Raw genomic sequence first — 13,758 nt, 5'->3', positions numbered from 1 at the left:
TACGCTCGACGAAAAATCGAGGTAGAGAGTGTTTTTGGTCATATCAAGGGCAATAGGTCGTTCCGTCGCTTTTCGCTTCGGGGCTTAGCGAAAGTACAAACGGAGTTTGGCATCGTAGCCATGGCACATAATTTACTGAAGATAGCTGGGTTACGTCAGCTACTTTCAGTAAATTATTATAGAAATAGAAAAACAGGTGGAGAAAAACAACTCGTTTTTCTCCACCTGTTTTATTTTAGGGACTTATTAGACAGCCCCAAATCAAGCTATGATTTTACTGCTTTATCCCAATAATTCATGTAACTTCTGTGCAAGTTCCGATGTTTCCAGTTCAAGCACTTCACCTGTTTTACGGATCTTCACTTCCACGATGCCTTCGGAAGCTTTTTTACCGACCGTTACGCGGACAGGAAGTCCAATCAAGTCAGAATCGGCAAATTTCACTCCGGCACGTTCATGACGGTCATCCATCAAGACATCCATGCCTTGTTTTTTAAGTTCAGCATATAGTTTTTCTGCAAGTTCAGCTTGAGATTGATCCTTCATATTAACCGGAATCAAATGGACCTGGAACGGAGCCAAATTCACCGGCCATACTAAACCTTTCTCATCATTGAATTGCTCAGCGACAGCTGCAAGTGTACGAGATACACCAATACCGTAACAACCCATGATCATCGGTTGCGAACGGCCGTTTTCATCTAGGAACGTCGCGTTCATCGCTTCGGAATATTTAGTCCCAAGCTTGAATACGTGACCGACTTCAATTCCTTTAGCAAACTTGATTATTCCGTTGCCATCCGGTGATGGATCTCCCTCTTGGATAAAACGAAGATCGATAAAACTTTCCACCTTAAAATCACGGTCAGGGTTTACATTCACAAAATGATAATCTTCCTCATTAGCGCCGCATACTCCATTAACCATTGCTTCAATGGCCAAATCGGCGATGACTTCTACGCTTGAGGCAATATTGATTGGTCCAAGAGAACCTACCGCACAACCTAAGACTTCTTTCGTTTCGTTAGGGTCCACTAACTCCACGACTTCAGCATTGTAGAAGTTTTTTACTTTGATATCATTCACTTCATGATCTCCTCGTACCAAGACGAGTACATATTTTTCATCCACTTTAAATAACAAGGACTTGATCAATTTTGAAGCATCGGTTTTTAAAAATGAAGCTACATCATCAATTGATTTCTTCCCAGGAGTATGAACTTTATCAAGTGTTCCCTGCTCTTCGGAATCTTTTTCATATTTTACCGCTACAGGCGCCATTTCAATATTCGCCGCATAATCGGATGTATCTGAATAGGCAATCGTGTCTTCTCCAATTTCAGAAAGCACCATGAATTCATGTGTATCCTTTCCACCCATCGCTCCTGAATCGGCGATGACTGCACGAAAATCAAGGCCACAACGGCTAAATACATTTGAATAGGCCGCATAAAGTTTTTCATATACAGCATCAAGACTTTCTTGATTTGCATGGAATGAGTAAGCATCCTTCATGATGAATTCGCGTCCGCGCAATAAACCAAAACGAGGTCTTTTTTCATCACGGAACTTCGTTTGGATTTGATAAACCGTCAATGGCAAACGCTTGTATGACTTCACTTCGTCACGGACCAAGCTTGTAACGACCTCTTCATGTGTAGCTCCAAGGGCAAATTCACGGTTGTTACGGTCTTTTAATCGCATTAATTCGGGTCCATATGTATACCAACGACCGGATTCCTGCCAAAATTCCGCTTGTTGAAGGGCTGGCATCAATAATTCTACGGCACCTGCATTGTCCATTTCTTCCCGAACAATCGCTTCAACCTTTTGAAGCACTTTATTACCAAGCGGCATAAAACTGTAAACACCACTTGAATTCTGTCTCATGAATCCTGCTCGCAACAAAAGCTGGTGGCTTTTAATTTCTGCATCTGCAGGGACTTCCCTCAATGTAGGGATTAACGTCATACTTTGTTTCATATCTACACCTCTTCAATATTTCCTTTAAACTTCCATACGGAAATTTACGGGTCATGTAATACAAAATTACATTATTATTGTCTGATTGATTTAAATTAAGTTGATTTCATTCGCTCTTTTTCGATTATACTTACGAATTCCCGATAAAACAAACTATTTTGCCCAAACTCTTCAAAAAGTTACAAGTAGATTCAAACAGCCAACAGATAGTTCTGCTGGCTTGTTTGGTTTCATTCATATCAGCTTATAGGAAGAATCTCTGGATGTCATTCCATGTCACGACGATCATTAACAACATCAGCAAAGCAAATCCGATGAAATGCACCATTCCTTCTTTTTGGCGATCAATTGGTTTTCCTCTTAAGAACTCAACCACGAAGAATAATAATCGTCCGCCGTCCAAAGCAGGTAACGGTAAAAGATTCATGATTCCTAAATTTATGCTGAGCAACCCAGCCCATTTCATCAACGTGAACAAGCCCTGTTTTGCAACTTCCTCAGTCGATTTATATATACCTACTGGACCAGATAGACTGTCAATCGTAAAGCCACCCGTTACTAGGTCACCCAGAATGATGAAAATCTGTTTCGTCCAAAAATACGTCTCCGTCGCACCATATTGAATGGCTTTTAGTGGAGCTTTTTCAACGGGCGGGTATACCCCGATGATTCCAATTTTCTGACCTTCCCTCTCGACTTCCTGAGGAGTAACTGGAACTTCTAACGTTTTACCGTCCCTATATACAACGAATTCGATTTCTTTACCGGGACTTTTTTGGATACTCGCCTGTACATCTTCCCAGGTTGTGACTTCCGTACCTTCAATCGATTGAATGGCATCCCCTGATTTAAGTCCAGAAGTAACGGCTGCACCGTCCTTAGTTAATTCACCTAGTTTGGCTTCGTCCACCACGACGCCTTGAAATAAACCAATCAATGTAAAAATAACAAAAGCTAGAACAAAGTTCATTGCTGGGCCCGCTAAGATTGTTAAAAAGCGGTGTCCAAGAGATTTAGATGCAAACTGGCGATCATAAGGGGCAATTTGGTTCTCGACCCCATTTTCAACGATTACGGCTTCCTTATGGATCGAAAACGTTTTTAACGTGTCTTCTTCTCCCTCTTCATATCCCGTAAGTATCAGTTTATGATCTAAATCTATCACTTCCACTTCGACAAGCCGAATATCCGGGTATTTGTCTTTGTTGTTCAAGATGATTTTCGTGACGGTTTCTTCTTCATCAAACATCAATCCCACACGGTAACCAGGTTTCAATTCAATATTTTCCGCATCTTCTCCGGCCATTCGAACGTATCCACCTAGAGGAAGAAGACGTATCGTATAGACCGTTTCCTTCTTTTTATATGTGAATACTTTTGGTCCAAATCCGATTGCAAATTCGCGGCATAGAATTCCAGCACGCTTCGCAAATACTAAGTGTCCAAGCTCATGGAAAAAAACAAGAGCGCCAAAAATGATAATGAACGCTATAAGCGTTTCTAGAGTCTGCATGTTCTGGTCACCTATCTTTCACTAAGGATTCTATAAACTTCCTTGTCATTTTATCGACTTCCTGGATCGTTTCTAAGTCAGGACTCGCTATGACAGAATGTTTGTTAAGCGCTCTTTCTATCAGGGTTTCAATTTCTAGGAAAGAAACTTTTCCAGATAAAAATGCAGCTACTGCAGCTTCATTTGCAGCATTCAACACCGTTGTCATCGTGCCGCCCATTTTACCTGCTTTGTAAGCGAATTGCAAACAAGGATATCGAGTGAAGTCCATTTCACTAAAGTGGAGTTTTCCCGCTTCAGCCAAATTCAAACGCTTCCGTCCTACAAGAGGCAGTCGATCTGGATATGTAAGTGCAAATTGGATGGGTACACGCATATCAGGTGTACCTAACTGTGCCATCACACTGGAATCATGAAATTCCACCATTGAGTGGATAATGCTCTCCCTATGGAGAAGCACGTCAATCTTTTCGTATGGGAGATCAAACAACCAGTGTGCCTCGATTACTTCCAATCCCTTGTTCATCATGGATGCTGAATCGATGGTGATTTTAGCCCCCATAGACCAGTTTGGATGGTTTAAAGCCTCTTCTACCGTGACGCCTTTTAGCTCTTCACGGGTGCGATCACGGAAACTTCCACCAGAGGCAGTAATGACTAAGCGCTCGATATTTTTTTCTTGTTCACCCTGAAGTGCTTGAAAAATTGCTGAATGCTCACTATCGACCGGAAGCAGCCTTACCCCGGCTTTTTTCGCTTCATCAATGACCAAATGGCCCGCTGTTACCAAAGTCTCCTTATTGGCAATCGCAATATCCTTACCGGCTTTAATCGCTTGCAAAGTCGGATAAAGTCCTACGCTGCCGATGACCGCATTCACTAAGACTGTTGCTTGATTATACACAGCCACTGCCGTTATTCCCTCATCGCCATACATGAACTCAATATCTTTCCGGTTAGAGAACTCGCTTTTCAAAACCTCATAATCTTCTTTTGTCTGTACGGAAACTAGTTCTGGTTCAAACTCTTTTATATAGGTTCTGACCAAAGCAATATTCTTTCCGGCCGAAAGTGCCACTATCTTAAATTGATCGGGATGGGCCCTGACCACATCCGCCGTTTGCTTGCCTATCGAACCTGTTGCACCCAGAAGGCTGATATACTTCAAATCCGTTCATCTCCTAATTCATATAACCTTACCTTTTTAATTATAATACATGCAATAAATGTAAGATTGGTAAAATAAATATTAAACTATCCAGCCTGTCTAAAATCCCGCCATGACCAGGTAGGATCTTTCCTGAATCCTTTACGCCATAATGACGTTTATAAGCCGATTGAACAAGGTCTCCCAGTTGGCCGAAGATTGCTATGATTAACGATATCAACAACAATTGCCATATCGAATAGTCAAGGGATGAAAATACGTAAAAAAGCACACCTACGACTAACGCGGAAACTACGCCTCCAAAAAATCCCTCGACTGTTTTATTAGGACTGATTTCAGGCCATAACTTCCTCTTACCGATTGCTTTTCCAATGAAGTATGCTCCTGAATCGGTTGCCCATATCGTAAATAAAGTAAGAAGGATATAGACTAGACCTAGAGATTCATTGTCACGTGTTTCAAAGAAATAGTAAAAGCCGATGCCTAAGTAAAGAATCGCAATGACCAAAAATCCTGCATCATCGAAAGTGAACATATTTTTCGAAAGGACCGTATAAAGCAATAGCACTAAAACGCCGATTAAGAAAAGCTGTACTTTGTCATAATTATTTTCAGTTAAAAACGTGCTATATTCATTCGGCAGTAATAATATCCAAAGTAAAACATGTGAAAGAATCGCCTCAAAGGAGAATACACGCATCTTTTTCATTTTCATCAATTCATACAAACCGATAGATGCTAGAAGATAGATTACCAATAAAAAGGGAAGCTTCCCTATCATCACGATTGGAATGAAGATGGCGGCAGCGATGACTGCCGTAATAATTCTCTGTTTCATTATTCCTATTTCCTCGCCTTCTACATTAAACGCCACCGAACCTGCGTGAACGTTTTTGATACTCCTCGACAGCCTGTAGTAAATGACCTTCACTAAAGTCCGGCCATAACACATCCGTAAACCATAGCTCGGTATACGCTGACTGCCAAAGCATGAAGTTGCTTAACCTTTTTTCGCCGCTTGTACGGATCAACAAATCCGGATCGAGCAAATGTTGTGTCATTAAGTAGCTTGATACTATTTCCTCAGAAACATTTTCCTTTATTATACCATTTTTCACATCATGTATGATGCTGTTGACCGCCGCAACTATTTCTCCACGGCTTCCATAATTAAGGGCAAAGTTCAAAATCATCCCGTTATTATTTTTCGTATCCTCCATCGCTTGTTTAACTGCTTTCTGAGTATGTGACGGGATTAACGATAAGTCTCCCATCATCTCCACCCTTACATTTTCAGCTATAAGCTCTGGCAAAAAGGTGCCTAGGAATTCCTGTGGAAGTTTCATTAAAAAATCGACTTCACTTTTCGGACGTTTCCAATTTTCTGTGGAGAACGCATAAACGGTCAACGTTTTTATTCCCAACTCATTAGAAATCTTTGTTATTTTTCTAACGGTTTTCATTCCTTCATGGTGGCCTGCCACACGTGGCAGCGCACGTTTTTTAGCCCATCGGCCGTTTCCATCCATAATAATGGCAATATGTTGAGGAACATTAGACTCCTTAATATGCTGGATCCTACTTGCTACATCGGAAGAAGCATCTTTTTTAACGAAACGCTTCCATAGTGAATACATATGTTAGTCCCCCATTAGGTTGTACTTATCTCTACAAAGGCAATATTTACGTGCACTATGTATATTTTTTGGATTCTACATAAGAACAGAATCTATATTATAATATCAAAAAAAAACTTGTTCTCATATTATTATTATGAAAATATTATCTTCATTAGAAGTTGGCAAGAAATAAATAATGCATATCCTTTCAAGAAGAAAAGGCAAAAAGGACCTCCTCCATCATTTTCAAGCTCTTACTAACTCAGGCGTAATCATAATCGGAGAAACCTTATTATAACAGTTTTCTCTTTTTAACACACCTATATGTTAGATCAAAGACATGACCACAATGGATTCGGCCCTTTTATTCAATGCTTTTAGAAGGGATTAGACTTCTAGAATTTCTTTTTCTTTATCTTTTGTAATATCATCGATTTTTGAGATGTTGCCATCCGTCATCTTTTGAATGTCATCTGCATAACCGCGCAAATCATCTTCTGTGATATCGCCATTTTTCTCAAGCTTTTTCAACTCATCGTTAGCATCACGGCGAACGTTACGAACCGCGATTTTTGCTTCTTCGGCTTCTTTCTTAACGACCTTGACAAGTTCTTTCCTACGTTCTTCTGTTAACGCAGGAATGGCAATCCTGATTATAGAACCATCATTAGAAGGATTTAATCCTAAATCCGATTTCAAAATTGCTTTTTCAATCTCGCCCAAAATCGTTTTGTCATAAGGCTGGATGACTAAAAGTCTTGCTTCTGGTACAGAAATGCCCGCCATTTGATTGATAGGTGTTTGGGATCCGTAATAATCAATTGAGATTCTATCAAGCAATGAGGCATTTGCTCTTCCGGCACGGATGCTGGCTAATTCACGTGTGTAAGCGCTAATGGCTTTTTCCATTTTCGTTTTCGCATTCGAAATAACTTGTTTCGGCATCTTTTATTTCCCCCTTACAATAGTTCCAAGCGTTTCGCCTAATACAGCGCGCTTAATATTACCTTTTTCCATAATAGAGAAGACAATCAATGGAATATCATTGTCCATACATAGCGAGGACGCAGTAGAATCCATGACTTGTAATCCGTCTTTTATCACATCAAGATATGAAAGCTCATCATACTTCACTGCATTTTTGTCTTTAACAGGATCAGCATTGTATACGCCATCCACATTGTTCTTCGCCATCAAGATGACATCCGCTTCAATTTCAGCTGCACGTAATGCGGCAGTCGTATCCGTTGAGAAATATGGGTTTCCTGTTCCTGCTGCAAAAATGACTACTCTCTTTTTCTCCAGGTGTCTAATTGCACGTCGTCTAATATATGGTTCTGCCACTTGTCTCATCTCAATGGACGTTTGGACGCGCGTTTCAATCCCAAGCTGCTCGAGGCTATCTTGTAACGCCAATGAATTCATGACTGTAGCGAGCATGCCCATATAATCGGCATTTGCACGGTCCATGCCCATTTCACTACCGATTTTCCCGCGCCATATGTTTCCGCCACCGACAACCACAGCTACTTCTACATCCAATTCAGCTACTTCTTTTACTTGTTCTGCAATCGACTTTATAACTGCAGGATTAATTCCGAAACCCTCGTCTCCAGCCAATGCTTCACCACTGAGTTTCAATACGACACGTTTATATTTAGCCATGAGAACCTCCAACTATGTAATCTTTTTGTTCGTCCATCATGCTCATTCTTGCATTAATCAAAAATTCAGGACATTTTAAAAAATAGGGAACACTATAGTGTTCCCTATTTAACCATTTTCTTACAATCGATTAGTCTTTTTTAACTTGGTTCATTACTTCTTCAGCAAAGTTTTCTTGACGTTTTTCAAGACCTTCCCCTACTTCGTAACGTACGAATGAAAGGATTTTTCCGCCTAGTGCTTCAACGAATTGTCCTACTTTTTGATCTGGGTTTTTAACGAAAGCTTGTTCGTTTACACAGATTTCTTCGTAGAATTTGTTGATACGTCCTTCAACCATTTTAGCAACGATTTTTTCTGGCTTGCCTTCGTTTAGGGCTTGTTGAGTAAGAACTTCACGTTCGTGCTCTAGCTCAGTAGCGTCTACTTGGTCACGAGAAACATATTTTGGGTTAAGAGCTGCGATGTGCATAGAAACACCTTTAGCTGCTTCAGCATCAGTTGTACCTTCAAGAACTGTAAGTACGCTGATACGTCCACCCATGTGTAGGTAAGCGCCGAAAGCATCGCTGTCTGTTTTTGTAACGACTTGGAAACGGCGAAGAGTTAATTTTTCACCAATTTTAGCTACTGCTGCATTGATATGATCAGCAACTTTCACACCGTTTTCCATTGTTTGCTCAAGAGCAGCTTCTACAGTTTCAGGCTTGTTAGCCAATAAGAATGAAGCCAATTCTTTGACAAGAGTTTGGAAACCTTCGTTTTTAGCAACGAAATCAGTTTCTGAGTTCACTTCAAGGATTACTGCTTGGTTTCCGTCTACTACGATAGAAGTTAACCCTTCAGCAGCGATACGGTCGCCTTTATTGGCAGCTTTTGCAATTCCTTTTTCGCGAAGGAAGTCAATCGCTTTATCCATATTTCCTTCAGTTTGTACAAGTGCTTTTTTGCAGTCCATCATGCCAGCGCCAGTTTTTTCACGCAATTCTTTAACTAATTGTGCAGTGATTGCCATAATATAAATCCTCCTCAAATTAAGTGCGGTTTATTCAGTCTTTACCCATTTTGCTAGATAATACTTGTTTTCAACAACAAATACAACAAATCGCAGCAAATTTTTACAAAAAATATTTATTGGTCAACGTTATGACAAAAAAGCTCGGTTCTCTCCAGTTTCAAAAATCAGCCGTGATAAGGCACGGGATTTATGTATGCTTATTTAGTGCAAAAAAAAGGGATAAAAGGCATTATCCTCTTATCACCTTTTTTTCTCACTAGTTAAGCAGTTCTGTCAACTATTAAGCAGTAGTTGTTTCAGTTGCTGTTTCTTCGCCTTGTTTAGCTTCTAAGATAGCATCTGCCATTTTACCTGTTAATAATTTAACAGCACGGATTGCATCGTCATTCGCAGGAATAACTACGTCGATTTCGTCCGGATCACAGTTTGTATCAACGATACCAACAAGTGGAATGTTTAATTTGTGTGCTTCCGCAACAGCAATACGCTCTTTGCGAGGGTCGATAACGAAGATCGCATCTGGAAGAGTCTTCATATCTTTAATACCGCCTAAGAATTTTTCTAAGCGATCCCATTCTTTTTTAAGTTGGATTACTTCTTTTTTAGGAAGCACTTCGAAAGTTCCGTTAGCGTCCATTTTTTCGATATCTTTAAGACGATTAATACGTTTTTGGATTGTTTCAAAGTTTGTTAAAGTTCCACCTAACCAACGTTGGTTTACATAGTACATACCAGAGCGGATAGCTTCTTCTTTAACTGATTCTTGAGCTTGTTTTTTAGTACCAACGAAAAGAACAGTTCCACCGTTAGCAGCTAGTTCTTTAACGAAGTTATAAGCTTCTTCAACCTTTTTAACTGTTTTTTGAAGGTCGATGATGTAGATGCCGTTACGCTCAGTGAAGATATATTTCTTCATCTTAGGGTTCCAGCGACGTGTTTGGTGTCCGAAATGCACACCAGCTTCAAGCAATTGTTTCATAGAAATGACTGACATTTTAGTTCCTCCTAAATGGTTTTGTTTTTCCTCCGCTCCGATCATTTTCATACAGAAACTGTATAAACAGCACCATCTGCTAGAATCACGGGCGTGTGTATTAACACCATTTCATAATATATCATACTCAGGTGATACAATCAAGCAATATTTATCTATCCATACGGAACTTTAATAAAAGCTCAATTTCCGTTTGACCCCTATTTAATTTTTTGGCGATATCTTCAATTGAAAGACCTTGCTCCACTAAATAGTCTACCTGTTCATTTAATGATAATTCTTCTAAAGAATCCTGTAGCATGGCTGAAAAATCTTTTTCCACGCGTGCCTCTTGTTTGGTTAAAATGGAGGCCTCCGCCGAAAGTTCGAGCTTGTCCTTCACTTCATTGGCTGGCTTGAATTCTTCTTCTATTCCAGTCTGGTTCATATAAGCATTAGCAGCCTGCAATTTCTTCCCGTTAAAAGTTGGTTCTTTATAGTCAGGGAATGATTCCTTTTCTAGTTCTGCTTCCTTTTCTATAGGTGGCCTTGTTTTTACTATTACTGACTCTTCTATCTTTTTCTCATTAGGTAAGACGTCAGTTTGTGTAAAAGCTTTTATCAAGGCTTCGTTATCTTCCTTCATTTCCATTAGATAGCCTGTTAGTAGTTCTTCCATTTCAATTATGGTGGCTTTTTGTTCCTTTTCTAGCTTACTTAATCGATTTTGTCTAAGATACAAAAGAATAACGGCGAAAATCGTGAAAATATTTAGACTAAAAAGGAGTAACATAAAAAATACTGACATGGTGCCTCCTCTTAACCGGAATAGTCGATACTCTTTCCTTTATAGGGATGGGGATCTATATTCTCTGTTGTTTGTCTCGTATCGTCTTTCTTCCTACGCTGTTTAAAAAACGGACCCTTATCCGCGCTACCTTCCTTTTCATAAAAATGAGCTGGGAGCTTTTGTTCCTCGCACATTACAGTCGTTTGTTTTCGTTCCTCTTCTTTTCTTCCTTGATGGGTGGCATGATCCTGTTGGATTAGATTTTTTTGTAAAAGTTGTTCTTGGATCTTTCCGGCATCTTGGGTTCTTGGAAGGGCAATTTGCATCTCGATTGCTTTTAAACTCACAGCCATCCACCCCTATATTTCTATAGTGATTCTTCTGTATAACTGCCTGCGAACACATGTTCTTCACATGGATTCAAAATGTTCGGAATGGTCTGTCCAAACTGATAAATCCATGCATTTCTCATAGAGCATGCCTCGAAGCATGACACTAAATAAAAATATGGGTTAACTTTTTTTATCCTGCATAGCATGTCTAAGTTTAAATATCGCCCTTGAGTGAATTTGCGATATCCTTGATGTGGAAAGACTCATCACTTGTCCAATTTCCGTCAGCGTAAGTTCTTCTTTATAAAAAAGTTGCAATACCAACTGTTCTTTCTCATTTAGTGTTTCTATGACCTTTGTTAGCTCTGCATACAATTCTTGTCTTAGAACATTCTCTTCAGGCAGGTCTGCTTTATCATCTTTAATATGGAAATTCGTTTTTTCTTTGTCATCCTGTTCTTGAGGATTTTCATCCATGGATAAAACATTGGCAAAGAAGTGCTCGTTAAGTGCAGCATATACTTCATCTTCCGGAATATTTAATTCAAATGCAATTTCCTTTGGTGTAAGGTTCCGCATATATTTTTGTTCCAATTTTTCAATAGCTGAATCGATTTTTTTCGCTTTATCCCTCGCACTCCGCGGTAGCCAATCCTCTTTCCTTAAACCATCCAATATGGCCCCACGGATCCGGAATGAAGCATATGTGTCAAATTTCAGATCACGCTTTGGATCAAAGCGCTCCAAGGCATCAAATAAGCCCATCATCCCTAAGCTCCTAATGTCATCACGACTGACATTCCTAGGAAGGCTGACTGAAATACGTTGGACATGGTAAGATACAAGCGGAACATATTTCTTCACCAAAACGTCCCCTGCTTGCGGGTCCCTGCAATCGACCCAATTTTTCCAGCATAACTGTTCTTCTTCGATAGTCAGTTGAGACATGGGATTTCCTCCTAACATTGTTTACGTTTTGTAATCAAAACGGTCCTCGAAGGCTCTAGGTGCAACAATATTTTGATTGCAGTGTTCCCGTCACTTTCCGGCTGCGCAAATTTCATCTTCCCAATTAAATATTTCTAGTCCCTTTATTTACTGTCCGGATATTAAGCATGCACTTTGTCACATTGAATTCTATCGTCCTACCACTGTTCCCGCCGACGTCCTCCGAAACGACCTGTATTCGTAAATCAGCCAATTCTTTCCGGACAGCTTCAACATTTCGGGGTCCTATTCTCATTAAATCCCCCCCAGAGGCAAATTGAAACATTTGTGCACCTCCAGCCAGCTTTGCTTTTAAAAAAGCAGGCCTTGCTCCTTCCTTCACCAGACGATTCACCAATTCCTTTACGGCTGTATCGGCAAACTTGGCCCGATTAATCTGACCAGACTTAGCAAGTGAAGAATCCGGCAACATGACATGCGCCAAACCGGCAATCTCTCTTTTCTCATCATAAATGACGACCCCTACGCATGAACCAAGCCCTGAAGTGCGAATCGAATAAGGAGGTTTTACAGTATTCATATCCGCTATCCCCACTTTAACAACTTGGATTTGCAATAATTCAACCATTTATTGTCACTCCCAGGGCAGCAAAAATAGTATCAAAGGAATCAGGATCGGGCAGTAAAAAGAAATGGCCATTGATAGATTCAGCAAACCTCTCATTCTGCGCTAGGACGGTATCTATCACAATAGCAGAATCACTTACTTGTGATAATTCCAGTAATCCATAACTGATAGTTGCTCCCACCATATCGATATTCAAGGAAGGAACCGAAGGATATATATTCAACTTAGTAAAATCCGATAAAGAAGAAAGATAGGATCCCGACAGGATATTCCCTAATTCCTGTAGACAAGAAAGAGCTAATTCAGAATGCTGTGGTTTATCAATGGAGAAGGTTTCATCCCCTATCATCTGTTGAATGAAATATTCAGCTACAGGTAATGAAAGGATAAAAATCATGCTTCCAGTGGCATCTCCTTCAATTCGCAAAAAGACACTAGCCACAACATGTTCTGCTCCCCCTGCCAATTCCATCATTTCATCAAAGGAAACTACCCGGACATTAGGAACATTCATATCTATTTTTTTATTAAGAATGGCAGAGAGTGCAGTAGCAGCATGTCCCGCACCAATATTCCCAATTTCTTTGAGGATATCAAGGTGGATGGGGTTGATTTTATCAATAAATGACATCCCTTTTATCCTTCTTTTCTCACGATTTCATTTGCTTCGAGACTTAAGGCCTTCTCCAAATTCACCAATACAAGCAAACGTTTTTCAATTTTTGCGACACCGCTGATATATTCCGAAGCTAAATGACCGACAACTTCCGGCTGAGGCTCAATGCTCTCGACAGGAATGTCAAGCACATCATTGGCTGAATCGACAATCAACCCTACTTCGATGTCATCAAGGACAACGATGATGATCCTCGTTGAATCGTTATATTCAACCTCTTCAAAACCGAAACGGACTCTTAAATCAATAATGGGGGTAATCACACCCCTTAAATTAATCACACCTTTAACAAATGGAACGGCTTTGGGCACCCTTGTTATATGCAAAAGTTTTTCTATTCCACTTACTTTATCCACCGGAATCGCATATTCTTTGTCTTTGATTTGAAACACGATTACTTTTATATCTTGAACAGGACTTGTGGTCGACATTCAATTATCCTCCT

The 13,758-nt window shown here is 40.0% G+C and carries 16 protein-coding genes; 1 reads left to right on the top strand and 15 read right to left on the bottom strand.

Annotated elements, in window-relative coordinates; all coding sequences use genetic code 11:
• Nucleotides 1–294, top strand: a 294-nt coding sequence (locus tag ACQKL6_RS09490; RefSeq protein WP_427651001.1) for a transposase, incomplete at its 5' end; no start/stop codon positions are given.
• On the opposite strand, the gene ACQKL6_RS09485 is transcribed toward ACQKL6_RS09490, so the two are convergent.
• The 15 genes from ACQKL6_RS09485 to ACQKL6_RS09415 all read right to left on the bottom strand — a co-directional run bounded on the left by ACQKL6_RS09485 (nucleotide 283) and on the right by ACQKL6_RS09415 (nucleotide 13,744).
• Nucleotides 283–1,983, bottom strand: coding sequence for a proline--tRNA ligase (locus tag ACQKL6_RS09485; RefSeq protein WP_427651000.1), 1,701 nt, complete (start codon nucleotides 1,981–1,983; stop codon nucleotides 283–285). The two genes, ACQKL6_RS09490 and ACQKL6_RS09485, sit on opposite strands and share 12 nt — an antisense overlap.
• A 244-nt stretch (nucleotides 1,984–2,227) precedes the next feature.
• A complete protein-coding gene (rseP, locus tag ACQKL6_RS09480) occupies nucleotides 2,228–3,496 on the bottom strand; it encodes an RIP metalloprotease RseP (protein WP_402868389.1) in 1,269 nt (422 codons plus the stop codon).
• Between the two features lie 7 nt (nucleotides 3,497–3,503).
• Nucleotides 3,504–4,664 carry a 1-deoxy-D-xylulose-5-phosphate reductoisomerase gene (dxr, locus tag ACQKL6_RS09475; RefSeq protein WP_402956342.1) on the bottom strand — a complete coding sequence of 387 codons (1,161 nt, stop codon included), beginning with the start codon at nucleotides 4,662–4,664 and terminating at the stop codon, nucleotides 3,504–3,506.
• 40 nt (nucleotides 4,665–4,704) lie between these two features.
• Nucleotides 4,705–5,502 carry a phosphatidate cytidylyltransferase gene (locus ACQKL6_RS09470; protein ID WP_402987938.1) on the bottom strand — a complete coding sequence of 266 codons (798 nt, stop codon included), beginning with the start codon at nucleotides 5,500–5,502 and terminating at the stop codon, nucleotides 4,705–4,707.
• 25 nt (nucleotides 5,503–5,527) lie between these two features.
• Nucleotides 5,528–6,301: an isoprenyl transferase gene (locus tag ACQKL6_RS09465; protein WP_402868383.1), complete on the bottom strand. Its 774-nt coding sequence runs from the start codon at nucleotides 6,299–6,301 to the stop codon at nucleotides 5,528–5,530.
• A gap of 369 nt (nucleotides 6,302–6,670) precedes the next feature.
• A complete protein-coding gene (gene frr / locus ACQKL6_RS09460; protein ID WP_402868382.1) occupies nucleotides 6,671–7,228 on the bottom strand; it encodes a ribosome recycling factor in 558 nt (185 codons plus the stop codon).
• 3 nt (nucleotides 7,229–7,231) lie between these two features.
• A complete protein-coding gene (gene pyrH / locus ACQKL6_RS09455) occupies nucleotides 7,232–7,948 on the bottom strand; it encodes a UMP kinase (RefSeq protein ID WP_402868380.1) in 717 nt (238 codons plus the stop codon).
• Nucleotides 7,949–8,078: 130 nt separating this feature from the next.
• A complete protein-coding gene (tsf, locus tag ACQKL6_RS09450; protein ID WP_402868378.1) occupies nucleotides 8,079–8,963 on the bottom strand; it encodes a translation elongation factor Ts in 885 nt (294 codons plus the stop codon).
• 283 nt (nucleotides 8,964–9,246) lie between these two features.
• The gene (gene rpsB / locus ACQKL6_RS09445; RefSeq protein ID WP_402868377.1) at nucleotides 9,247–9,960 is read right to left on the bottom strand and encodes a 30S ribosomal protein S2; all 714 of its coding nucleotides are present in this window, start codon (nucleotides 9,958–9,960) and stop codon (nucleotides 9,247–9,249) included.
• Nucleotides 9,961–10,111: 151 nt separating this feature from the next.
• Nucleotides 10,112–10,747, bottom strand: coding sequence for a hypothetical protein (locus ACQKL6_RS09440; protein WP_427650999.1), 636 nt, complete (start codon nucleotides 10,745–10,747; stop codon nucleotides 10,112–10,114).
• Between the two features lie 11 nt (nucleotides 10,748–10,758).
• The gene (locus tag ACQKL6_RS09435; RefSeq protein ID WP_427650998.1) at nucleotides 10,759–11,076 is read right to left on the bottom strand and encodes a hypothetical protein; all 318 of its coding nucleotides are present in this window, start codon (nucleotides 11,074–11,076) and stop codon (nucleotides 10,759–10,761) included.
• A gap of 165 nt (nucleotides 11,077–11,241) precedes the next feature.
• Nucleotides 11,242–12,009 carry a FliA/WhiG family RNA polymerase sigma factor gene (locus tag ACQKL6_RS09430; protein ID WP_427650997.1) on the bottom strand — a complete coding sequence of 256 codons (768 nt, stop codon included), beginning with the start codon at nucleotides 12,007–12,009 and terminating at the stop codon, nucleotides 11,242–11,244.
• Between the two features lie 124 nt (nucleotides 12,010–12,133).
• Entirely contained in the window at nucleotides 12,134–12,637 is a 504-nt protein-coding gene (locus ACQKL6_RS09425) for a chemotaxis protein CheD (protein ID WP_402868370.1), read from the bottom strand.
• The gene (locus ACQKL6_RS09420) at nucleotides 12,630–13,268 is read right to left on the bottom strand and encodes a chemotaxis protein CheC (RefSeq protein WP_402868368.1); all 639 of its coding nucleotides are present in this window, start codon (nucleotides 13,266–13,268) and stop codon (nucleotides 12,630–12,632) included. The genes ACQKL6_RS09425 and ACQKL6_RS09420 overlap by 8 nt, the downstream gene beginning before the upstream one ends.
• 5 nt (nucleotides 13,269–13,273) lie before the next feature.
• Nucleotides 13,274–13,744 (bottom strand): chemotaxis protein CheW, encoded by a 471-nt coding sequence (locus ACQKL6_RS09415; protein ID WP_402956335.1) that lies wholly within the window; start codon nucleotides 13,742–13,744, stop codon nucleotides 13,274–13,276.
• Nucleotides 13,745–13,758: the final 14 nt, after the last annotated feature.

Source organism: Peribacillus sp. NPDC097197 (assembly GCF_050278025.1).
Taxonomy (GTDB): Bacteria; Bacillota; Bacilli; order Bacillales; family DSM-1321; genus Peribacillus.
Note: the sequence above shows the minus strand (reverse complement) of the source record. Positions and strands in the feature narration are given on the sequence as shown.